General features: G+C 72.1%; 20 protein-coding genes and 7 tRNA genes. 12 read left to right on the top strand and 15 right to left on the bottom strand.

The features are described 5' to 3' along the window. The first annotated feature begins 66 nt into the window (after positions 1-66). The gene (locus ACK8N7_RS31170; protein ID WP_403212164.1) at positions 67-1,737 is read left to right on the top strand and encodes an AbeC-like domain-containing protein; all 1,671 of its coding nucleotides are present in this window, start codon (positions 67-69) and stop codon (positions 1,735-1,737) included. Between the two features lie 64 nt (positions 1,738-1,801). Here ACK8N7_RS31170 and ACK8N7_RS31165 read toward each other — a convergent pair whose 3' ends face one another. After that, positions 1,802-2,362 (bottom strand): HIT family protein, encoded by a 561-nt coding sequence (locus tag ACK8N7_RS31165; protein ID WP_500444636.1) that lies wholly within the window; start codon positions 2,360-2,362, stop codon positions 1,802-1,804. A 66-nt stretch (positions 2,363-2,428) separates the two neighbouring features. Between ACK8N7_RS31165 and ACK8N7_RS31160 the strand changes: the two genes are divergently transcribed. Then, the gene (locus tag ACK8N7_RS31160) at positions 2,429-3,106 is read left to right on the top strand and encodes a potassium channel family protein (protein WP_500444635.1); all 678 of its coding nucleotides are present in this window, start codon (positions 2,429-2,431) and stop codon (positions 3,104-3,106) included. A 29-nt stretch (positions 3,107-3,135) separates the two neighbouring features. Here ACK8N7_RS31160 and thrS read toward each other — a convergent pair whose 3' ends face one another. The 3 genes from thrS to ACK8N7_RS31145 all read right to left on the bottom strand — a co-directional run bounded on the left by thrS (position 3,136) and on the right by ACK8N7_RS31145 (position 7,052). Next, complete coding sequence (gene thrS, locus ACK8N7_RS31155) at positions 3,136-5,112, bottom strand: threonine--tRNA ligase (protein WP_500444634.1); 1,977 nt, start codon at positions 5,110-5,112, stop codon at positions 3,136-3,138. Positions 5,113-5,211: 99 nt separating this feature from the next. After that, positions 5,212-6,462, bottom strand: coding sequence for a hypothetical protein (locus tag ACK8N7_RS31150; protein WP_500444633.1), 1,251 nt, complete (start codon positions 6,460-6,462; stop codon positions 5,212-5,214). Further along, positions 6,462-7,052 (bottom strand): DUF4365 domain-containing protein, encoded by a 591-nt coding sequence (locus tag ACK8N7_RS31145; RefSeq protein ID WP_015607405.1) that lies wholly within the window; start codon positions 7,050-7,052, stop codon positions 6,462-6,464. Before ACK8N7_RS31145 ends, ACK8N7_RS31150 begins: the two co-directional genes overlap by 1 nt. A gap of 194 nt (positions 7,053-7,246) precedes the next feature. On the opposite strand from ACK8N7_RS31145, the gene ACK8N7_RS31140 reads away from it, so the two are divergent. Beyond that, positions 7,247-7,975 carry a 3'-5' exonuclease gene (locus ACK8N7_RS31140; RefSeq protein WP_015607406.1) on the top strand — a complete coding sequence of 243 codons (729 nt, stop codon included), beginning with the start codon at positions 7,247-7,249 and terminating at the stop codon, positions 7,973-7,975. A gap of 49 nt (positions 7,976-8,024) precedes the next feature. Here ACK8N7_RS31140 and ACK8N7_RS31135 read toward each other — a convergent pair. Further along, a tRNA-Val gene (locus tag ACK8N7_RS31135) sits at positions 8,025-8,096 on the bottom strand. A 149-nt stretch (positions 8,097-8,245) separates the two neighbouring features. On the opposite strand from ACK8N7_RS31135, the gene ACK8N7_RS31130 reads away from it, so the two are divergent. Continuing rightward, positions 8,246-10,762, top strand: coding sequence for an SCO7613 C-terminal domain-containing membrane protein (locus ACK8N7_RS31130; RefSeq protein ID WP_500444632.1), 2,517 nt, complete (start codon positions 8,246-8,248; stop codon positions 10,760-10,762). 92 nt (positions 10,763-10,854) lie between these two features. Here ACK8N7_RS31130 and ACK8N7_RS31125 read toward each other — a convergent pair. Next, positions 10,855-10,926: transfer RNA gene (locus tag ACK8N7_RS31125), tRNA-Val, on the bottom strand. A gap of 55 nt (positions 10,927-10,981) precedes the next feature. Beyond that, positions 10,982-11,437 (bottom strand): TIGR02611 family protein, encoded by a 456-nt coding sequence (locus tag ACK8N7_RS31120; RefSeq protein ID WP_500444631.1) that lies wholly within the window; start codon positions 11,435-11,437, stop codon positions 10,982-10,984. A 190-nt stretch (positions 11,438-11,627) separates the two neighbouring features. Between ACK8N7_RS31120 and ACK8N7_RS31115 the strand changes: the two genes are divergently transcribed. Together ACK8N7_RS31115 and ACK8N7_RS31110 are read left to right on the top strand one after the other, a co-directional pair. After that, a complete protein-coding gene (locus ACK8N7_RS31115) occupies positions 11,628-12,041 on the top strand; it encodes an SsgA family sporulation/cell division regulator (protein ID WP_003959770.1) in 414 nt (137 codons plus the stop codon). A gap of 268 nt (positions 12,042-12,309) precedes the next feature. Beyond that, on the top strand, positions 12,310-12,906 hold the full coding sequence (locus ACK8N7_RS31110; protein ID WP_500444630.1) for a CGNR zinc finger domain-containing protein: 597 nt from the start codon (positions 12,310-12,312) through the stop codon (positions 12,904-12,906). A 29-nt stretch (positions 12,907-12,935) separates the two neighbouring features. Here the strand turns inward: ACK8N7_RS31110 and ACK8N7_RS31105 are convergent, their stop codons facing one another. Together ACK8N7_RS31105 and ACK8N7_RS31100 are read right to left on the bottom strand one after the other, a co-directional pair. Then, entirely contained in the window at positions 12,936-13,091 is a 156-nt protein-coding gene (locus ACK8N7_RS31105; protein WP_164711272.1) for a hypothetical protein, read from the bottom strand. Between the two features lie 155 nt (positions 13,092-13,246). After that, the gene (locus tag ACK8N7_RS31100; protein WP_500444629.1) at positions 13,247-13,714 is read right to left on the bottom strand and encodes a hypothetical protein; all 468 of its coding nucleotides are present in this window, start codon (positions 13,712-13,714) and stop codon (positions 13,247-13,249) included. A gap of 210 nt (positions 13,715-13,924) precedes the next feature. Here ACK8N7_RS31100 and ACK8N7_RS31095 point away from each other — a divergent pair, with 210 nt between their 5' ends. Continuing rightward, the gene (locus tag ACK8N7_RS31095) at positions 13,925-14,440 is read left to right on the top strand and encodes a DsbA family protein (protein WP_403212144.1); all 516 of its coding nucleotides are present in this window, start codon (positions 13,925-13,927) and stop codon (positions 14,438-14,440) included. Between the two features lie 28 nt (positions 14,441-14,468). On the opposite strand, the gene ACK8N7_RS31090 is transcribed toward ACK8N7_RS31095, so the two are convergent. From ACK8N7_RS31090 to ACK8N7_RS31080, 3 genes are all read right to left on the bottom strand, one after another. Continuing rightward, entirely contained in the window at positions 14,469-15,305 is an 837-nt protein-coding gene (locus ACK8N7_RS31090; protein WP_403212142.1) for a GNAT family N-acetyltransferase, read from the bottom strand. A 73-nt stretch (positions 15,306-15,378) separates the two neighbouring features. Continuing rightward, a complete protein-coding gene (locus ACK8N7_RS31085; RefSeq protein WP_403212140.1) occupies positions 15,379-16,200 on the bottom strand; it encodes an aminotransferase class IV in 822 nt (273 codons plus the stop codon). After that, positions 16,197-17,249, bottom strand: coding sequence for a chorismate-binding protein (locus tag ACK8N7_RS31080; protein WP_500445879.1), 1,053 nt, complete (start codon positions 17,247-17,249; stop codon positions 16,197-16,199). The genes ACK8N7_RS31085 and ACK8N7_RS31080 overlap by 4 nt, the downstream gene beginning before the upstream one ends. Positions 17,250-17,423: 174 nt before the next feature. Here ACK8N7_RS31080 and ACK8N7_RS31075 point away from each other — a divergent pair. The 5 genes from ACK8N7_RS31075 to ACK8N7_RS31055 all read left to right on the top strand — a co-directional run bounded on the left by ACK8N7_RS31075 (position 17,424) and on the right by ACK8N7_RS31055 (position 17,896). Further along, a tRNA-Gly gene (locus ACK8N7_RS31075) sits at positions 17,424-17,496 on the top strand. A gap of 37 nt (positions 17,497-17,533) precedes the next feature. Next, positions 17,534-17,607: transfer RNA gene (locus ACK8N7_RS31070), tRNA-Cys, on the top strand. A 1-nt stretch (position 17,608) separates the two neighbouring features. Beyond that, positions 17,609-17,680, top strand: a tRNA-Val gene (locus tag ACK8N7_RS31065). Positions 17,681-17,716: 36 nt separating this feature from the next. Continuing rightward, positions 17,717-17,788: transfer RNA gene (locus tag ACK8N7_RS31060), tRNA-Val, on the top strand. 33 nt (positions 17,789-17,821) lie between these two features. Then, a tRNA-Val gene (locus ACK8N7_RS31055) sits at positions 17,822-17,896 on the top strand. A gap of 56 nt (positions 17,897-17,952) precedes the next feature. Here the strand turns inward: ACK8N7_RS31055 and ACK8N7_RS31050 are convergent. The 3 genes from ACK8N7_RS31050 to ACK8N7_RS31040 form a co-directional block, all read right to left on the bottom strand. Further along, positions 17,953-18,258 (bottom strand): TFIIB-type zinc ribbon-containing protein, encoded by a 306-nt coding sequence (locus ACK8N7_RS31050; protein WP_403212138.1) that lies wholly within the window; start codon positions 18,256-18,258, stop codon positions 17,953-17,955. Between the two features lie 65 nt (positions 18,259-18,323). Further along, on the bottom strand, positions 18,324-19,331 hold the full coding sequence (locus ACK8N7_RS31045) for a phosphotransferase family protein (protein ID WP_403212273.1): 1,008 nt from the start codon (positions 19,329-19,331) through the stop codon (positions 18,324-18,326). Positions 19,332-19,727: 396 nt separating this feature from the next. Continuing rightward, positions 19,728-19,934, bottom strand: coding sequence for a hypothetical protein (locus ACK8N7_RS31040; protein ID WP_015607417.1), 207 nt, complete (start codon positions 19,932-19,934; stop codon positions 19,728-19,730). Between the last annotated feature and the right edge of the window lie 279 nt (positions 19,935-20,213).

The raw sequence follows: 20,213 nt of genomic DNA, 5'->3' as shown, positions 1-20,213 counted from the left end.
AGGTATGCCGCGTAGGGTAGTTGGGCACACCCGCAGGAGCAGACCGTGCGGCGAGTGGGGGCGGCAGTGGCCAACGACGTATTCGACTTCTCACCCGGGGCGCAGATCCCGATCCAGGGGTCCGGCGGCCAGTCGGTGGCGACCAACGCCCTGGCATCGGCCGCGTACCGCGACAGTCCGGTGGACGTGATCCTCGATGCCAACAGCGAGTGGCACAAGTCCACGGTGAAGCCGGGGGCCTCGAAGCTCTTCAAGTCCGACTATTTCAAGCCCAATCTCGGCGAGGCGTTCTCCCGGGCCGTCCAGGAACGCATGCTGGGCGGCTCCCGCGCGGCGCTCATCCAGTCCTTCGGCACCGATCCGCAGACGGTGGTGGAGCACTGCCTGTCGGCGACCAACCTCCGTAAGGCGCGCGACACCCGGCTCACACTGGTGACCGGGGTGTTCGGCTTCCTGTTCCTGCCGGGGATGATCGCCTGGGTCATCGCGTTCCGTATCAAGGACGCCCTCGCCAAGTCCAAGGACGCCGCGTTCCGGGCGGTCGGCACGGTGCTGCTCGCCGTGTTCGGGATCGGCGCGCTGATCCTGCTGTGGAAGCTGCCCACGGACGGGGTCCTGCCCCTCTACGTCCGGGGGGCGATCGTCGCCCCGCTGATCGGCTGGTTCCTCGCCAAAAGGATCGCGGAGACCTCGGCAAAGGACCTGCGGGCCCGCTGGGACGGGCTGCTGTCCGGCACCGGCGTCATCGCCAAGATCCCGGAAGCGGTGCCGAAGAACCCCAACGAGACCGCGCGCGAGGCCCTGCGCCAGGGGCTGGAGAAGCTCTCGGCGGAGCAGCAGTCCAACGCGGTCTTCTACGCCGGCCCCAAGGGCATCCTCGGGATGGGCACCCGGTGGGGCAGCTGGCAGCTGGCCGAGGAGCTGACCCCGAAGGACCCGACGCGGGAGATCCACCAGTTCCGCAGCTGGGACCTGATCCGGATCATCCACGACCAGCTGAAGATGCTGGAGCGCGGCCCGCTCAACACCGGCGGCTTCCCCAAGCCCTCCGTGAAGCATTGGATCGTCTCCCCCATCGGTGAGAACGCCGACTCCGTCTCCCGCCCCGACGGCGAGGACGTCGCGACCTTCCAGGTGAAGCCGCACGAGATACAGCGGATCTGCAACCACCAGCAGTTCGGCAGCGGTGACCGGCACTACCTGGGTGTGCAGTTCGCCCTCTGGGACGGTCAGCTCGTGATCACCATGATGATCACGGTCACCGTGCTCCACGAGACGCTGCGCATCGAGGTCACCGGGCATGCGCTGGGCCCGGTGCACGGGCTGTTCTTCGCCAAGCCCGCGGCCCGGACGAAGACGGTCAACAAGACCGTCAGGTTCTGGGAGACCCGGGACATCCAGCTGCCGGTGGTGGAGGCGCGGGAGGTCGTCCGGCTCGCCCTGCGGGCGCCCTTCACCTGGTATCCCCCGGTGCTGGACTACCTGGGCGGGAAGATAGTGCTTCCGGAGCCCTTCGGACTGCGGCACGCCTGGGCCGCCAAGCCGTGGAACCACCGCTTCATGGCGGACGACGCGATGCGCGCGGCCACCCCGGTGCTGCGCGTGGTCCACTCGGCGGCGATGCGGGTCCTCGCGGAGAACGGCGTGGACACCGAGCGCTTCGACAGCCGCTCGATGATACTGAGCGGCCTGGTCCAGGACCCGGCCCCGCGCAAGGCCGACGTCTACGACGCGTAGTCCGTACGTACATGGAGAAGGGCCCCAACGTGGGGGCCCTTCTCCATGTACGGGTCGGTCCCGCTCAGCTGGCCGGCCAGGCACCGGCCAGCATCGCCCGGGTGCCGCCCAGGAGCTGCGGCAGCACCTTGGTGTGGCCGATCACCGGCATGAAGTTCGTGTCCCCGCCCCAGCGCGGCACCAGGTGCTGGTGCAGGTGGGCGGCGATGCCGGCCCCGGCGACCGAGCCCTGGTTCATCCCGATGTTGAACCCGTGCGCCCCGGAGGCGGCGCGCAGGGCCGCCATCGCCCGCTTGGTGAAGTCCGCCAGCTCCGCCGTCTCCGGACCGTCCAGCTCCGTGTAGTCGGCGACGTGCCGGTAGGGGACGACCATGAGGTGCCCGCCGTTGTACGGGTAGAGGTTCAGCACCGCGTAGACGTGCTCGCCGCGCGCCACCACGAGCCCGTCCTCGTCGGATTTCGCCGGAATCGAACAGAACGGGCAGCCGTCCTCGGCGCCCGGGCCGCTCGGCTTGTCCTGGCCCTGGATGTACGCCATCCGATGGGGCGTCCACAGACGCTGAAACGCGTCGGGCGTCCCCACGCCGATCTGCTGCTCCGGCTCACTCGTCATGCCGATCAGCATATTGCGTCACCCGCGCGGAGCGTGTCGCCGGGGCCGCACCCGAGCCCGCCCGGCGATGCTGAGGCGATGAGCCAGCGACCCGCCCCGGAGGCCCCCACCCGGCCGACCCGCTGGGAGCAGCGCACGGAGCTTCCGCTCTTCGCCGCCTCCCTGCTCTTCCTGGCGGGGTACGCGGCCCGGATCCTGGCCCCGCACGACGCCCAGCCGTGGCACGACATCGCCCTGATCCTGGTCTGGTCGATGTGGCTGCTCTTCCTCGCGGACTACGCGGTGCGGCTGCACCTCAGCGGCCTGGGCGCACGCTTCGTCCACACGCACTGGCTCGACACCCTGGTGCTGCTCCTGCCGCTGCTGCGCCCCCTGCGCATGGTCAAGGTCTACACGGCGGTGCAGCAGCGCCGTGACCGGCCGCGGCTGAATCTGTACGCCCGGGTGATGTCGTACGCGAGCCTGAGCGCCGTCCTGCTCGGCTTCTCCGCCGCACTCGCGGTGTACCACCTGGAGCGCACCGCCCCCGGCGCCTCCATCCGCACGTTCGGGGACGCGGTGTGGTGGGCGTGCGCGACGCTCTCGACGGTCGGCTACGGCGACGCCGCACCGGTCACCTTCTGGGGGCGCACGGTGGCGGCGGGGCTGATGGCGTGCGGTCTCGCGCTGCTGGGGGCGGTGACGGGGTCGTTCTCGTCCTGGCTGATCCAGGTGTTCACGCGGGAGGACGAGAAGCGGCCCCCGGAGCGCGGGTAGCGCTCCGGGGGCCGTGACTCGACAAGGGATCAGACCTGCACGCGGTCCTCGACGGCCTTCGCGATCTTGGCGATGGCCTCGTCGACCGGGATGCCGTTCTCCTGCGACCCGTCGCGGTAGCGGAAGGAGACGGCACCGTTGGCCATGTCCTCGTCACCAGCGATGATCATGAAGGGCACCTTGGCCTTCTGCTGGTTGCGGATCTTCTTCTGCATCCGGTCGGACGACGCGTCCACGTCCACCCGCAGCCCCTGCTTGCGCGCCTTGGCGGCGAACTCCTGGAGGTAGGGGATGTGGGTGTCGCCGATCGGGATGCCGACGGCCTGGACCGGGGCGAGCCAGACCGGGAAGGCGCCCGCGTAGTGCTCCAGGAGCACGGCGAAGAAGCGCTCGATGGAGCCGAACAGGGCGCGGTGGATCATGACCGGGCGCTGCTTGGAACCGTCCGGGCCGGTGTACTCCAGGTCGAAGCGCTCCGGCAGGTTGAAGTCGAGCTGCACGGTCGACATCTGCCAGGTGCGGCCGATGGCGTCCTTGCACTGCACGGAGATCTTCGGGCCGTAGAACGCGGCGCCGCCCGGGTCCGGGACCAGCGGGAGGCCCTGCTTCTCGGCGACCTGGCGGAGCGTCTCGGTGGCCTCCTCCCAGGTCTCGTCGGAGCCGACGTACTTCTCCGGGTCCTTGGTGGAGAGCTCCAGGTAGAAGTCGGTGAGCCCGTAGTCGCGCAGCAGGTTCAGCACGAAGGTGAGCGTGCGGTCGAGCTCCTCCGCCATCTGCTCCTTGGTGCAGTAGATGTGCGCGTCGTCCTGGGTGAAGCCACGCGAGCGGGTCAGGCCGTGCACGACGCCCGACTTCTCGTAGCGATACACCGTGCCGAACTCGAAGAGACGCAGCGGCAGTTCGCGGTAGGAGCGGCCGCGCGCGTCGAAGATCAGGTTGTGCATCGGGCAGTTCATCGGCTTGAGGTAGTAGTCCACCCCGTCGTCGAGCTGCATGGGCGGGTACATGCCGTCGGCGTACCAGTCCAGGTGGCCGGACTTCTCGAAGAGCTTGCCCTTGGTGGCGTGCGGGCTGTAGACGAACTCGTAGCCCTCCTCCTCGTGACGGCGGCGCGAGTAGTCCTCCATGGCCCGGCGGATGACGCCGCCCTTGGGGTGGAAGACCGCGAGGCCGGGGCCGATCTCGTCGGGGAAGGAGAAGAGGTCCAGCTCGTTGCCGAGCTTGCGGTGGTCGCGCTTGGCGGCCTCCTCCAGGAACTCCAGGTGCGCCTTCAGCTCGTCCTTGGTCGGCCAGGCGGTGCCGTAGATGCGCTGGAGCATCGGGTTCTTCTCGCTGCCGCGCCAGTAGGCCGCGGCGTTGCGCATCAGCTTGAACGCCGGGATGAACCGGGTGGTCGGCAGGTGCGGACCACGGCAGAGGTCCTTCCAGCGCAGGTCGCCGGTCTTGGCGTCCAGGTTGTCGTAGATGGTCAGCTCGCCGCCGCCCACCTCGACGTCCGCGCCGTCGTCCGAGGACGCGGAGCCCTTGATGCCGATGAGCTCCAGCTTGTACGGCTCGTCGGCCAGCTCCTCGCGGGCGGCCTCGTCGGAGACGACCCGGCGGGAGAACTTCTGGCCCCGCTTCTGGATCTCCTGCATCTTCTTCTCGATGGCCTTGAGGTCCTCGGGCGTGAAGGGCCTCTCGACGTCGAAGTCGTAGTAGAAGCCGTCCTTGACCGGCGGGCCGATGCCGAGCTTGGCCTCGGGGAAGAGCTCCTGCACGGCCTGGGCCATGACGTGCGCGGTGGAGTGGCGCAGGATGTTGAGGCCGTCCTCGGAGGAGATCTCCACCGGCTCGACGGACTCGCCGTCCTGGAGCTCGTAGGAGAGGTCCTTCAACTCGCCGCCGATACGCGCGGCGACGACGGTGCGCTGACCGGGGAAGAGCTCGCCGGCCGTCGTGCCCGTCGTCACCACGTGCTCTTCCCGCTCGGAATCGCGTTGGATGATCACACGGACGTCTGACACCGGTCTCTCCTGACTGAGGGAACGGCCTGCCCGGTAGTGGGCGGCCACTATGGATCGTACCGAGCCGTACGCCCCCGATGCGAACGCCTTCCCCCTGCGTCAGGGCTCCTCCCCCGCGCACGCCTCCTCGAAGAAGTCCACGTTCTCCTGGAGCGACTTCATCAGCCGGTCCCGCTCGGCCTCGTCGACCTGCACGGGCGCGACCTGCGACGCCCCGGTGAGCCGCCGGAAGCCGTCCCGTCGCTCCAGCCGCCCCTCCACCCGCAGCGGCAGCCCGACGAGATGGGCGTGGCCCGCGATCCGGTACGCCTCCTCGTCCAGCTCCACCCGTACGTGCGCGACCTCCGCCCCCGCCAGCACCCGCAGCCGTACGATCCCGGCGCCGCGCGGCCCCGAGCGGCGCAGCCGGACCACCGCGCCGGTGATCCGGACCGGGACCGCGGGCTCCTCCCGGAGGTAGCGGGCCCCGGCGGAGCGCAGGGCGGGCAGGTCGCCCGGGGAGAACTCGACCGGCTCGGGGCGGGCCGGGCAGCCGTCCGGGGTGCCTGCGGCGGGCGCCCACCGCAGGTCGATCCCGGCGCCCTCCGTACCGCGCACCAGGGTCACCAGGGCCTCGGTCAGCTCCCGGCTGACGCCCGCCGCCACCGCGCTGTCGAAGGCCTCCATGCCCCCGGTGGCCCGCTGGTAGTCGACGGCCTCCCGGGTGGCGTGCAGCGCGTGGCAGAGCTGGACGGCGACGGCCCGTCCGGAGTCGACGGGGACGAACGCGGTGAGCCGGCGGCCGCCGGGCGCGGGCCCGATGAGCGTCCCGTCCAGCGCCGCCCGGGCCTTCCGCCGGTGCCGGGCCCCGTGGTAGCCGGCCCGGCCGCGTGCCGCGAGCGCCCCGGCGAGGAGGATCTGCCGGGCCGCCGAGCGCAGCTCCTCCGTCTCCGCCCACCCCGAGGCGCCCGCCGCCCCGGCCGCCGACTCCGGGACCTCTCGCCACCAGCGGACCTCGTCGCTGGGGACGGCGAGGGAGACGAGGATGGACCGGGCGGTCGGGGCGGCGCTGCGGGAGAGCGCGGTGAGCGCCTCGGCCAGCAGGTCGTCGGTGTCGGGGAAGGCGGTGTTCTCGGGGACCAGCAGGCTGGCTCCGGCGACCGTTCCGGGCGGGGACCAGCGGCTGTACCGCCCGGCCGCTCCCCCGCGCCGCTGCCAGCCGTACCGGTGCAGGAGCGCGGTGAGGACCGCCGGGTCGGGCAGCGGGGTGCAGTCCCCGCCCGGGTCGCCGTACTCCGTGCTCGCGGCGTGGTGCGACCGGGCGCCGGGCAGCTCCGCCGGTCCCGTGGGTTCGTCCGTCGACCGGTGCATCAGGGTCTCCCTCCGGCCCCGACCCGGGCCATGATGTCGCAGAGTGCGCGGTCGTCGAAGATCCGTGAGGTCGGGATGCGCACGGTGGTCCGGTACCGGCCCGTCACCGCGTGGCCGGCCAGGTTGGTCCAGTAGCAGCAGTGCCGCAGATCGAGGCTGCCGGGCCCGGCACTCAGCCATTCGTCCTGGCTGCGGGGCACGAGCATCACCACCAGGATCTTGTGCACCGAGACCGGGGTGCGGGCGAGCTTGACGAGATGGGCGTTGTCGAGCGTGAAGGAGAACGCCCCGCCCGCCGGGTGCGGCGGTATCTGGTAGGTGCACTTGAGCTGCACCTTGATGGTCACTTCGTCGTCGACGGTGTGGGCGGCGGCGCCGTGGCTGACGTGCCAGTCGATGCCGTTGTCGGGGAAGGGCTGGGAGAGCGAACATCCCGCCGCCGCGGCGACGGCGTGCAGGTATCCCACCTGGAGGGTCTCCATGCAGGCGGTGGTGGCGAGGGAGCCGCGCAGCGGGGTGTTCGGCTGCTCCACCGTCCCGAACCCTTCGGCGCGGGCGGGCCCCCCGGGGTCGGGCTGCGCGAGCGCCATGGCTCCGTATGCCTTCCGGACGTGCCGTCAGATAGGACCGGGGACAGGACCGACAAGCAACTTCCCTCCCCCTCAACTGTGTTGTCACCGCAGGAGAACGCCCGCAAACGGCGTATCAGGCAAACAGCACGGGTATCACCGATATCGGGCAGAGGAATCACTCCATCTGCCGTGCAGGTGCGAGGAGTTCGGGGATGATGCACTGGTTCGAAGGGCCGCTGGCCGCTTTTGACACGGAGACGACAGGCGTGGACGTCGAGCAGGACCGGATCGTTTCGGCCGCTCTCGTCGCGCAGGACACGACGGGCGGGCGCGTCCGCGTCACCCGCTGGCTGGTCAACCCGGGGATCCCGGTGCCCGCGGGGGCGACGGAGATCCACGGTCTGACCGACGATCACCTTCAGCGCAACGGCCGTTGGCCCGCTCCCGTGGTCGACGAGATCGCCCGTTCGCTGGCCGAGCAGTGCGCGACGGGCCGCCCGCTGGTCGTGATGAACGCGCCGTTCGACCTGACCCTGCTGGACCGCGAGCTGAAGCGGCACCGGGCCTCGTCGCTGGCCGGGTACATGGCGGATGTGCCACTGCGGGTGGTGGACCCCCGGGTGCTGGACAAACACCTGGACCGCTACCGCAAGGGCCGCCGCACGCTCACGGATCTGTGCGAGCTGTACGAGGTGCCGCTCGACGGCGCCCACGACGCGGCGGCCGACGCCACGGCCTCACTGGAACTGGTGCGCGCGATATGCCGCCGCTTCTCCTCCCGGCTGGAGCGGCTCTCCCCCGCCGAGCTGCACACCCTCCAGGCCACCTGGCACGCGGCGCAGGCCCGGGGCCTGGAGGCGTGGTTCGCCCGGAGCGGGACACCGGAAGTGGTGGATCAGGCGTGGCCGCTGCGCCCGGAGCTGCCCGCCGCTGCCGCCTGAACGCAGACAAGCCGGTCCGCCATCATGCTGGCGGACCGGCTTTTCCCGGTGGGCGATACTGGGTTCGAACCAGTGACCTCTTCGGTGTGAACGAAGCGCTCTCCCACTGAGCTAATCGCCCGGGAACGGGTTGAACCATACAGGGCTCGGCGGGCTTCGTTCAAACCGCTTCCGGCCGGGCCGCCCCGGGACTTACTCAGACGCGGAAACGCGGAAAGTGAGTATCCGAGCGCATGTACGAGGCAGAGGCCCGGGGCCACACTCCCGTACATGGAACATGTGCCGCCGCCCGCCGAGGAACTGGCGCTCCTCGACCGAGAACTGGCTCAGCTGGACGCCCGCAGGGCCCACCTGCTGACCCGCCGCGCCTGGCTGGTCAGCGCGTTGCAGCCGCAGGCGCCGAACACACCCCGCTGGAGTACGCCGCCCGTCGGCCACGGCTGGGCCCCGGGGCAGCCGTGGGGGTCCGTGCCGCGGACCGCGAAGCCGTCCGCGCCGCGCAGCGCGCAGAACGTGCTGCTGACGCTGGGCGGTCTGCTGCTGACGGTCGCGGCCGTCGCGTTCACCCTCGTCAGCTGGGGCTCGATGGGCATCGGCGGCCGGTCCGCCGTCCTGGCGCTGGTGACCCTGGCGGCGCTCGCCGCCCCCGCGGTCCTGCTGCGCCGCAAGCTCGCGGCCACGGCGGAGGCGCTGGCGGCGCTCGCGCTGGTGCTGACGCTGCTGGACGTCTACGCGATCCATGCGGTGGCGGCACCGGACGCCGACGGGCTCACGTTCACGGCGGCCGCCTCGGCGGTGCTCGCCGCGCTCTGGGCGGCCTACGGCCTGGCGCTGGGCAAGCTGCACCTGCCGCTGCCCGCGGCCGTGTTCTTCGTCCAGTGGCCGTTGCTGCTGGGGGCCTGGGCCGCCGGTGCCCCGGCGGTCGTGGTCGGCTGGGCGCTGCTGGTGACGGCGGTTGCCGACGGGGCGATCGCACTGTGGGGCAAGGGTCTCGGTGTGCGGGTCACGGCGGGGACCGGTCTGGCGGTGACGGGGTCCGCCGCGCTGCTGACGGGGCTCGGGGAGTCGCTGACGGCCGGCGGTCCGCTCGGCGCCCTGCTGCCGGGCGCGCTGCTGCTGACGGCGGCCGTCGCGGCGCTGGCCGGTGCGTGGCGCACCCCTGACGGCTATGCGCAGGTCGGCGGCGCGATGGCCGGCCTGGCGGCGGTGGCCGCGGTCGGAGGCGTGCTGCGGGCGGCGGTGCCGGGCACCTGGCAGGTGCCGGTGTATCTGCTCTGCGGCCTGGCCCTGCTGTTCGTCGTACGGGTACGGCTGCCGCGGAGCGCCGGGCGCGGGGTGCTGCTGGCGGCGGGCGCCGTGGTGGCCGGTGCCCTGGTGTGGGCGCTGCCTCCGGTCGCGGCGGTGCTGCTGGGCCCGGTCCAGTTGGTCGCCGAGGTGTGGGCGGGGGCGCCGGACGGGTTCCGGGGCGCGCTCGGGGCGTCGATGCCGTGGTCGGAGATGGTCGCTGCCCCGGTGGTGCTCGCGGTGGTGGCCGGGGGGCTGGGAGCCGCGTTCCGGTGGTGGCCGGCGCTGGTGCGGGTCGCCGCTCCGCTGATCACACCGGGTGCGAAGGTGCGCGGTGCGGCGGGCGCGGGGGCGCTGGGCCTCGGCTGGGGCACGCTGCTGCTGGCGGCGGCGACGCTGGGTGTGCCGTACCCGGTGGCGGTGGCCCTGGAGACGGTGCTGGTGGCGGGGCTGCTGGTACTGGCGGTCCGGGGCGCCGACCGGGGTGCCGGTGGCGCCGGTACGGCCGAAGGCGCCGGGCCGGGCGGTGGCATCGGAGCCGCCTTGAGGGTGAGCGCGCTGGTGGGTGTGGTCGGCGGGGCGGTGAGCGTGGGGCTGCTGTCGCTGGCTTCGGAGGCGGCGACGTACGCGGTGTCCGGGGCGCTGGCGGTGCTGTTCACCGGGGCGGCGCTGCGGACGCGTGCGGTGGTGGAGCAGGCGGTGCTCGCGGTGGCCGCGGTGGTGTGGGGCACGGTGCTGACGGGGTGCGCGGCCCGTTCCCTGGGGCTCGCGCCGCACGAGGCCGCGCCGCTGCTGCTCGTGGTGCCCGCGGTGACGGTGGGGCTGGGGGCGCGGCTGCGGCGGCACCCGGTGGCGTTGCCGGTGGAGCTGACCGGGGCGCTGGGTGCCCTGGTCGCGGTGGGGCTGGCGGTGGGCCGGGCACCGTTCCTGGCCCTGGTGCTCGCCCTGTGCGGGGTGCTGGCGGCGGGAGCGGCGGTGCGCCCGGAGCGACGTCCCGTGGCGGGGCACCTGGCGGCGGTGCTCTTCGTGACGGCGACCTGGGTCCGGCTGGCGGCGTCGGAGGTGTCGGTGCCGGAGGCGTACACCCTGCCGGTGACGGTGCCCGCGCTGGTCGTCGGCGTACTGCGGCGGCGCAAGGACCCCGAGGCGTCCTCCTGGACGGCGTACGGGCCGGGGCTCGCGGCGACGCTGCTGCCGAGCCTGACCGTGGCCTGGACCGACCCCGACTGGCTGCGCCCGCTGCTGCTGGGCGTGACGGCGCTGGTGATCACGCTGCTGGGGGCGAAGTACCGGCTGCAGGCGCTGCTGCTGCTCGGCGGTGCGGTGCTGGCCCTGGACACCCTGCACGAGCTGGCGCCGTACGTCGTCCAGGTGGCCGGCGCACTGCCGCGCTGGCTGCCGCCGGCGCTGGCCGGGCTGCTGCTGCTGGCCGTGGGGGCCACGTACGAGCAGCGGCTGCGCGAAGCACGGAGGCTGAAGGACGTGCTGGGCCGGATGCGGTGAGCGGTACCCGGTCCGGGATCCCGCAGGGGGTTCCGGACCGGGAACGCAGAGGGCCCCGAGACTTCGGAAAGTCTCGGGGCCCTCTGTCCGGGTGGGCGATACTGGGTTCGAACCAGTGACCTCTTCGGTGTGAACGAAGCGCTCTCCCACTGAGCTAATCGCCCGGGCGCACCGCAAACATTACCCCATGTCAGCGGCGCTCCTGGACCGTCCCCGGCGCTACTCGCCGACCTTCCACGGCAGGGCGAGGCCGAACTTCCAGACGTAGATCCCGACCAGCACCGCCATGATCACCAGCCCCACCGTGGTGAGGATGATGTTGCGCCGCCGGACCTTGGGGTCGAGGGCCCGCTGGGCGGCCTCGGTGACCTTGCGCTTGGTCCAGCGCAGCACCAGCTGGGCCCAGACGAACTCGGTCGCCCAGATCGCCATGCCACCGAAGATCACCAGCCAGCCGGGGCCGGGCAGCACCAGCATCAGCACTCCGGCCACCACCACACACAGGCCGAGGACGAAGACGCCGACCTGCCAGCTCACGTGCAGCGGCTTCGACGCCTTGATGAAGCCCGGCGCCCGCGATCCCAGCTCGCGTTCCGCCTTGGCCGTTCCCCCCGTAGCGGACTCCGGGGCAGCCTCTTCGGCGACCACGCTCCGCTCGTCACTCTCCGCGTTCATGAAGCTCAACCTACCCGACCCGTCGTCGTCACTTGAATGGGCGCATGACTCAAAGTTACACACCGCTGGGCGAGGGACCCGAACCATCACAAATAGGTCAGAGGGGTTTACAACGCCACCGTAGGTGGCATGTCGATTTCGCCGACGTGCGAATCCCCGAGCGCACACTGAGCGAAAGGCCCTGGCGCTTATGAACACCACGGTCAGCTGCGAGCTGCACCTGCGCCTCGTTGTGTCGAGCGAGTCCTCACTGCCTGTACCCGCGGGCCTGCGGTATGACACGGCCGATCCCTATGCCGTGCACGCCACCTTCCACACCGGAGCGGAGGAGACGGTCGAGTGGGTTTTCGCCCGTGACCTCCTTGCCGAGGGGCTGCACCGGCCCACCGGCACCGGAGACGTCCGCGTCTGGCCATCACGTAGTCACGGTCAAGGCGTCGTCTGCATCGCACTGAGCTCCCCAGAGGGCGAAGCCCTGCTCGAAGCTCCGGCGCGAGCCCTGGAGTCGTTCCTGAAAAGGACCGATGCCGCGGTTCCGCCCGGCACCGAGCATCGTCACTTCGATCTCGATACGGAGCTCTCACACATCCTGGCCGAGAGCTGAGCCAGGCAGAGAGCTGCCCGGCGCCGTCCGACTCGGGGAGACGGCGTCGCGCGGACAACCTCATAGGGCAGACACAGGCGCCGTCGCCGCGGAATCCACCGCGGCGACGGCGCCTGTGCGTGCGCCACGGTCCCGGCGGCAGGTGGAAGGCCCTGCGGGCACCCCCGCTCCCCCGGAGGCCCGCACCGGGCCGGGGAGCGGCCGGGCGAGCCAGTAGAGTCAGCCGCCATCGGCAGGCGCCCGCCCGCCGGAGGCCAGGGAGCGAAGCGTGCTGATCCCTCACGACACCCGGATCGCCCTCGACACGGTGGTCGATCTGGTGAACACCGCCCCGGAGAGCGAGCTGCCGCCGGACGGCCCGACGGACGGACTCGTGGACGGGCTGGAGGACGGGCTCGCCGATCTCGCGGCGCTGTACGACTTCGCCGAGCGGCACCACATCAGCGGCGTCGGCACCCTCGGCGAGAAGGACCTCGGGGCCGTGCGGGACGTCCGGAGCCGCTTCGCCGAGGTCTTCGCGGCGCCCGACGCCCGTACCGCGGTCGACCTCGTCAACCGGCTCGTCGCCGCGGCCGGGACCACACCCCAGCTCACCGACCACGACGGCTACGACTGGCACGTGCACTACTTCGCGCCGGACGCCTCGCTCGCCGACCACCTCGCGGCCGACTGCGGCATGGCCCTGGCCTTCATCATCGTGGCCGGCGAGCAGGAGCGGCTGCGGCGCTGCGATGCGCCCGGCTGCGGGCGCGCCTTCGTCGACCTCTCGCGCAACCGCTCCCGGCGCTACTGCTCCAGCCGCACCTGCGGCAACCGGCTCCACGTCGCCGCGTACCGGGCCCGGCGCCGGGAGGCCGGGGTGTGAACCGCGGGGAGGCCGGGTCACCGGCCGGTTCATAACAGGAAGAGGTCGTGCAGCGCCGCCATCAACAGCAGACTCCCGATCACCGTCAGGAAGATCATCAGGGGTGGCTGGGAGAGCGCGAAGAGGCAGCCACGGGGCTCTTCGGCAGGGGGTGCGGGGGCTTCGCCCCGGGATGTGTCCACCATCTCGGAGTGATCATGACTCACCCATGACCCGGTTGGCGGTCAACCTGTCCTATTGCCCCGGGAGTTCACCGTCCCGTGGCTCCCAGGATTCGCTCCGGCGTCCGAGTTGCCGTCAGGCATTCGGGCCCCCCGCCCGGGGGATGAAGGCCGGACGGTCAGATGCCGTGCTTCTTGAGGATCGCCTCGATGTCGCTGAAGTCGTCGCCGGGCGCCGCGGCCTCCTGCTTCTTCTTCGGCTTCGGTGCTGCTGCCGCTGCCGTCGGCCGGGCCCGGCTCCCCGCACCGAGCGATGGCGCGGAGGCGCCCGGGGCGACAGCCTCGTTGCGCTCGGCGGCCCGCGCGGCCTTGCGCTCCGCGCTGGTGGTGCCGCTGCGGCGCTCGACGGCCCGGGTGGTCATGAAGAGCAGCCAGGCGAGGCCGAGCACGCCGAAGCCGATCCAGACGCTCGGCTTGAACGCGATGCCCGAGACCCACTCGACGACGCCGGTCAGGACGAGCCCGATCGGTACGAGGGAGTAGGCGGCGATCCTGGTCGCGGTGAGGAACCGCTTGCGGTAGGCGGTGACCGCGGCGATGCCCAGGCCCGCCGCCGACGCCGCGGAACAGATGGTCTCGGCAAGCATCGGGGCCTCCAGGCGCAGGGGAAACGTCCCCTCCATCCTGCACCGACGACCGGCACAGGGGCCACGGCACCGGTCCACTTCGGGGACATTTCAGGGCCGGGCTCCTCCGCAGGTGCCGGTCAGGGGCCTGCGGGTGCCGGCCACAGGCCCGCAGCCACCTGCCACCGGTGCCGATTGGGTGCTGTCCGCCCGGCCTGAAAGACTGGCCCCATGAGCGATTCCACCCCCGCGTCACCGGTCGTCCTCGACATCTGGTGCGATCTCGAATGCCCCGACTGCCACCAGGCCCTCAGCGATGTGCGCGCCGTGCGCGCCCGGTACGGCGACCGCGTCGAGATCCGGCTGCGGCACTTCCCGCTGGAGAAGCACAAGTACGCCTACGCCGCGGCGCAGGCCGCCGAGGAGGCGACCGCCCAGGGCCAGGACTGGCCGTACATCGAGGCGCTCCTGGCGAGGACCGCGGACCTCGGCCGGACCGGTGAGCCGGTGCTGCTCGATGTCGCCCGTGAACTGGGCCTGGACGCCGAGGAGTTCGACACCGCGCTCATCGACGGCCGCCATCTGCTGATCGTCGACGCCGACCAGGCCGAGGGCAAGGCGATCGGTGTCACCGGTACGCCCACCTATGTGATCGGCGACGAGCGGCTGGACGGCGGCAAGAGCCAGGAAGGGCTGCGCGAGCGGATCGAGGAGATCATCGACCGCCGCCTGGCCGCGCAGGGCTGACGCCCGCCTCCCGGAGGGCCGGGGCCGCCTACAGCGCCTTGGCCAGGTTGTACCGCGTCGTCGCGTAGCCGAGGGACTCGTACAGCCGCAGCGCCGGGGTGTTGGCGGCGAAGACGTGCAGGCCGAGCCGGTCGTGGCCCCAGGAGCGGGTCTCGTCCTCGGCCAGGAGCATCAGGGCCCGCCCGAAGCCGCGCCCCCGGTGCTCCTCGCGCACCTCGACGTCGAAGACGAACCCGGCGGTCCTGCCCGGCTCCAGCTCCCGCAGGGCCAGCCAGACATGGCCGACCACCGCGCCGCCGTGCACCAGGACCCGGAACCGCACGCCCTCGGTCGCCAGACCGTCCGGGAGGTTCCCGGCGTGGTCGGCCTCGGACTTGAGCCGGGCCTGCTCCGGCGGTACGCCCCGGTCGACCCACTCCTGCGCGTACGACCGCACCGCGTCGCTCAGCCAGTCCGCGTACTCCTGCTCGCCCATCGGACGCGCGGTTAGGCCCTCGGGCAGCGGGGCGGAGGCCGGGCCGAGGCTCTTGACCATGTTGCGGCTGCGTTCGGTGTAGCCGAGCGCGGCCGCCAGCCGCCGGGCGGGCTCGTTCTCCGCCGGAACCTCGGTCCGCACATGGGTGCAGCCCCACCCCCGCAGCACTTCCTCGGCGGCGAGCGCGGCGATGGTGCCACGGCCGCGCCTGCGCCGCGCTTCGTCGACGCTCAGGGAGCGCACCACCCCGGCCGAGGCGCCGAACGCGTCGTCGGTGCTGATCGATACGGCGCCGACGGGCCGCCCGTTGTCACAGACGTCATAGCTGCGCGCCCGCGCCCCGTCGGCGTTCTGCTGAAGCGGCCCGGACGGCCGGAGTGTCGTGGTCATCAAGGGTTTTGTATCCCCTGGACGGCCATACGTCACGCGCTTTTCCGGCCCCGCGCGATCCGGACGGAAGGCCCTACGGGTCCAGGTCGTTCCCGGCCCGCTCGTCGAAGATCCGCATGGCCTTCGCCGTCACCGGCCCGGGCTCCGGCGTCAACTCCCGGTCGTCGACGCGGGTCACAGCCTGGATGTCGCGGAGCGTCGAGGTCAGGAAGATCTCGTCGGCCTCGGCGAGCACCTCCATCGGAAGGTCGCTCTCCTCCGCCCCGGTCCACTCGACGGCCAGCGCGCGGGTGATCCCCGCGAGGCACCCGGAGGCGACCGGCGGGGTGTGGATGCGGCCGTCCAGCACGACGAACACGTTGGACCCGGTCCCTTCGCAGAGCCGGCCGACCGTGTTCGGGAACAGCGCCTCGGAGGCGCCCCGCTGGCGGGCCCGGGCCAGAGCGACGACGTTCTCGGCGTACGAGGTGGTCTTGAGCCCGGTGAGCGCGCCGCGCTCGTTACGGGTCCAGGGGACCGTGATCACCGCGGTGGTGTCGGGGCGGCGGCTCACCCCGTCGAGCGCGACGACGAGGCTGGGCCCCGCGGTGCCCCGGTCCGAGCCGAGCGGGGAGAGCCCGCCGGTGTAGGTGATCCGCAGCCGCCCCAGCGGTACGGGGTTGGCGTCGATGACCGCCGTCGCGGCGCGCCGGACCTCGTCGAGGTCCGGGTCGGGCAGGCCGAGGCCGCGGGCGGACCGGGTAAGGCGGTCGAGGTGCCGGGTGAGGGCGAAGGGCCGGCCCTCGCTGGTGCGGACCGTCTCGAAGATGCCGTCGCCCACGGTCAGCCCGTGGTCGAGCACCGACAGCCGGGCATCATCGGCGTCCCGCAGTCCGCCGTTGACCCAAATCCTCATGAAAAGGTCCTTCCTGTCTGCTCGAACCCTGTCTGCTCGAACGTGCCCGACGCTACAGCGAGCAGCCGCGACGCCTTCAGTTCGGTCTCGTCCCATTCGCGCTCCGGGTCGGAGCCCCAGGTGATGCCGGCGCCGGTCCCGAACCGCAGGAGCGGCGCGGGGCCGGTCCGGTCGATCCAGAAGGTCCGTATGCCCACGGCCAGGGAGGCCGTTCCCCGGTCGGCGTCGACCCAGCCGATCGCACCGCAGTACGGCCCGCGCGGCGACCGCTCCAGCTCCTCGATGATCCGCAGCGCGCTGGATTTCGGCGCCCCGGTGACGGAGCCGGGCGGGAACGCCGCCGCGAGCAGCTCCGGCCAGCCGGCGCCCTCGGCCAGCTCGCCCCGGACGGTGGAGACGAGGTGGACGAGGCCCGGGTGCTTCTCGACCACGCAGAGGTCGGGGACGGTGACGCTGCCGGTCGCGCAGACGCGGCCCAGGTCGTTGCGGACCAGGTCCACGATCATGACGTTCTCCGCGTGGTCCTTCTCCAGCAGATCGCCCTCGGTGCGCCCGGTCCCCTTGATCGGCCCGGATTCGACGGTCCGCCCGTCCCTCCGGAGGAACAGCTCGGGGGACGCGGTGGCGACCTCCACCCCGTGCTCCGGCAGCCGGATCGTTCCTGCGTACGGCGCCGGGTTGCCGCGTGAGAGCAGCGCGGTCAGGGCGTCGACGTCCGCCCGGCCGGGGTCGGGCAGCGGCGCGGAGAGGACCCGGCAGAGGTTCGCCTGGTAGACCTCGCCCGCCGCGATGTACGCCCGGATCCGCCGTACGCCCGCCGTGTAGGCCTCACGGTCCAGCGAGGTCGCCCACTGCCCGGCGGCGGGCCCGCGCCAGGCACCGGGCACGGGAGCGGGCACCTCCTCCCGGCGTGCGGAGGAGAAGCGGGCACAGACCGTACGACCCTCGAAATCGGAACAGACCGCCCAGAAACCGGACGAGTCAAGAGCCGCGGGATCGTGGGTCACGTCCTGGAGGCCGGAGGCGACGAGGCCGCCGAAGCGGGCCATGGGAGCGAGGGGGAACACCCTGCTGAGTCTAGAACCGCCCGCGGTGACCTGCGTCGGGGCGGCTGCACGGCGGCGCTACGGCGACCATCTGCGCAAACGCGTTTTTGTACTGGCCCGGGAATCCGCTAGAGTTCAACACGTCGCCGGGACGCGCAAGCGGTCCGGGAAAGACAAGCGGACGTAGCTCAGTTGGTAGAGCGCAACCTTGCCAAGGTTGAGGTCGCCAGTTCGAACCTGGTCGTCCGCTCGCAGAAGACGGGGGATCTTCCCGAACCCCCGTCCCTGGTGGAGTGGCCGAGAGGCGAGGCAACGGCCTGCAAAGCCGTCTACACGGGTTCAAATCCCGTCTCCACCTCCAAGGACGATTAGCTCAGCGGGAGAGCGCTTCCCTGACACGGAAGAGGTCACTGGTTCAATCCCAGTATCGTCCACTGGTCCGCAAGGATCATCGGTCCGCAAGGATCCCCGCGCGATTAGCTCAGCGGGAGAGCGCTTCCCTGACACGGAAGAGGTCACTGGTTCAATCCCAGTATCGCGCACGCAGTAAACGGCAGTACACGCATGGTCATCCCGCGCGATTAGCTCAGCGGGAGAGCGCTTCCCTGACACGGAAGAGGTCACTGGTTCAATCCCAGTATCGCGCACCACCGAGAACCCCCGGTCGTTTCGACGACCGGGGGTTCTTCCGTCGTGCCGCCGGCTGTCAGGAGGAGAAGAGCATCCGGCCGAAGCCCTTCTGGCGGTGGTGGCCGTGGTGCCCGCCGTGCTGCTGGCCGTACTGCGGGGCGCCCCAGGCGGGGGCGTGGGCCGGAGGAGCCGCCGCCGGGTAGGCCTGCGGGGCGGGCTGCGGGGGCGGGGCCTGCTGGGACCACTGCGACTCCAGGCGGGTCAGCGACTCCAGCTCGCCGTAGTCGAGGAATATCCCCCGGCAACCGCTGCACTGCTCGATCTGGACTCCGTTGCGGTTGTACGTCTGCATCTGCGCGTGACACTTGGGACACTGCATCATCGGCTCGGCTCCTCGCCCTCGTCGTGCCGCCGCCGGAATGCCTGCCCGGCCGCGGTCCGTTCAGCCTACGATGCCGAACCGGCCGCCAACTCGGTCGGGAACGTAGCGATTCGGGCACAGGAATCGATCATCAGCTGCTCCATCTCGTCCGGCACCCGGCCCTCCGCCGCGCACTTGGCGAGGGCGACGGCCGCCGTCTGGACCGTCAGCGCCCGGGCGGGAACGTCCAGTTGCGGCCAGGGGTCCCCCTCGGCGGGCACCGCGGGCCCCCCTGCGGACCGGTAGGCGTCCAGGAAAAGCAGCCAGTCCTCCGGGGCCAGCACTCCGGCCGCGTACCAGGCTGCGGGGCGGGCGAGGTCCCAGGCCGGATCCCCCCGACCCGCGTCGTCCACATCGATGAGCAACCATGTCCCGTCCGGGGCGGGGTGGCGGACGAGCTGCCCCAGGTGCAGGTCCCCGTGGCAGAGAAAGCCCGATCGTGCGGTGGGGGGCGCGGCCTCGCCCCGGGCCCAGGCCGGCAGGGCGCGCCAGGCGGCCTGTACGGGGAGGACCGCGCCGTCGCCGGGGAGGGCGGCGACCATCCGGGCGACCGCCCGGGCCGCCTTGACCGGACCGCGCATCGGCGGGAGCGGGGGCGGCGGGGCGGTGCGGTGGAGCCGGGCGAGCAGGACAGCGGCTTCGGCCCAGGGGGCCGCGTCGGGGTCCCTGGGGTCGACGGGGACGCCGTACGGCCAGAAGGTGACGGGGCGGAGGGCGGTCCCCGCCGTGCCGGGCGTGTCCGGGGTGCTGAGCGGCGGGAGAAGGATGCCGGTCAGCTCCGGAGCCGAGGCCAGGGCGAGGCGGGCCGCCAGGGCTTCACGGTCGGAGTCGGCGGCGTGGGCCTTGGCCACGACCGGGCCGCTGCGGACCACGGTGCCGTCCGGCCGGTCGGCCAGCAGTTGGGGCGGCGGGCAGGCGCAGGGGGTTCCCGGCGGGTGGTGGAGGCGGTGCGCGAGGGTGCCCAGGTCGCGGATGACCGGCGTGGGGGCGGCTGACTCGTGGGCGGCTGGTTCCTGGGTGGCCGACTCACGGATGGCCGGCTCGTGGATGACCAGCTCACGGTCGGTCGGCTCACGGTCGGCTGAATCACGGTCGGCTGAGGTGGTACGCAACGGCTCCCCCGGCGGCGGTCGGTACCGGCCCTGCCACCGGTCCCTGCTGAGCGTACGCGGCGGGCGGGGCAGAGAGCGGTAGAGCCGCGGGGCGGTGGGTCCGGCGGGGTGCGGGGCGGCGGGGCACTGGGGTCGGTCGGGCGTGCCCGGTTCGTACCGGCGTCTCCCGGCTCCTGGGGCGACCGGGCCCGGACAGCGCGATGTCCGGTCAGCTCCCCAGCTGACCGGACAAACGCTGCCGTCCGCCGCACCCCCGTCCCCACGGGGCTGTTGGCCCGATACCCGGTCCGGACCGCTCTTCCGGACCCCGGGCGCCGCTCAGCGCCCCAGCATCACAGCCACGGACGACGCTTGTGTGACCACCGCGTCCCAGCCGCCGAAGGCGACTGCGAGCAGGGCCGCCAGGGGAAGAACCATGGCCGTCGCCACCAAGGGGTGACGGGTGCCGGACGGGCGGGCGCCGAACGAGGCGTAGGCCTTGCGTCCCTGCGTGCGGATCATGGTCCGCGTTGCCGTGTCCGACATGGTTCCTCTCCTGACCTGATGTGGAGCGGCGGGCGTGTGACCTCGGGGGACGAGTGCTGCGCCCGCCGCTTGATCTCAACATTAGGTAACCGGCGAGCACGGGGCGTCATGCCCGCGTACCGAATCCCGGGCCTCCCGGAGGATGAGCCGTCGGTGGTCGGCGTACTCCCCTGGGTGGAGACGGTCCACGCGGCCTTGGGGTCATCCCGGAGGGGGCACAGGGGGGACACCACCCCCGGGAAGGGGCCCGTCGGGTGACTTCACTCACTCCCCGCACCC

The sequence above is a fragment of the Streptomyces griseobrunneus genome (assembly GCF_046713465.1).
GTDB lineage: Bacteria > Actinomycetota > Actinomycetes > Streptomycetales > Streptomycetaceae > Streptomyces > Streptomyces microflavus.
The sequence above is the reverse complement of the archived record's forward strand: the minus strand, read 5'-3'. Positions and strand labels throughout refer to the sequence as shown.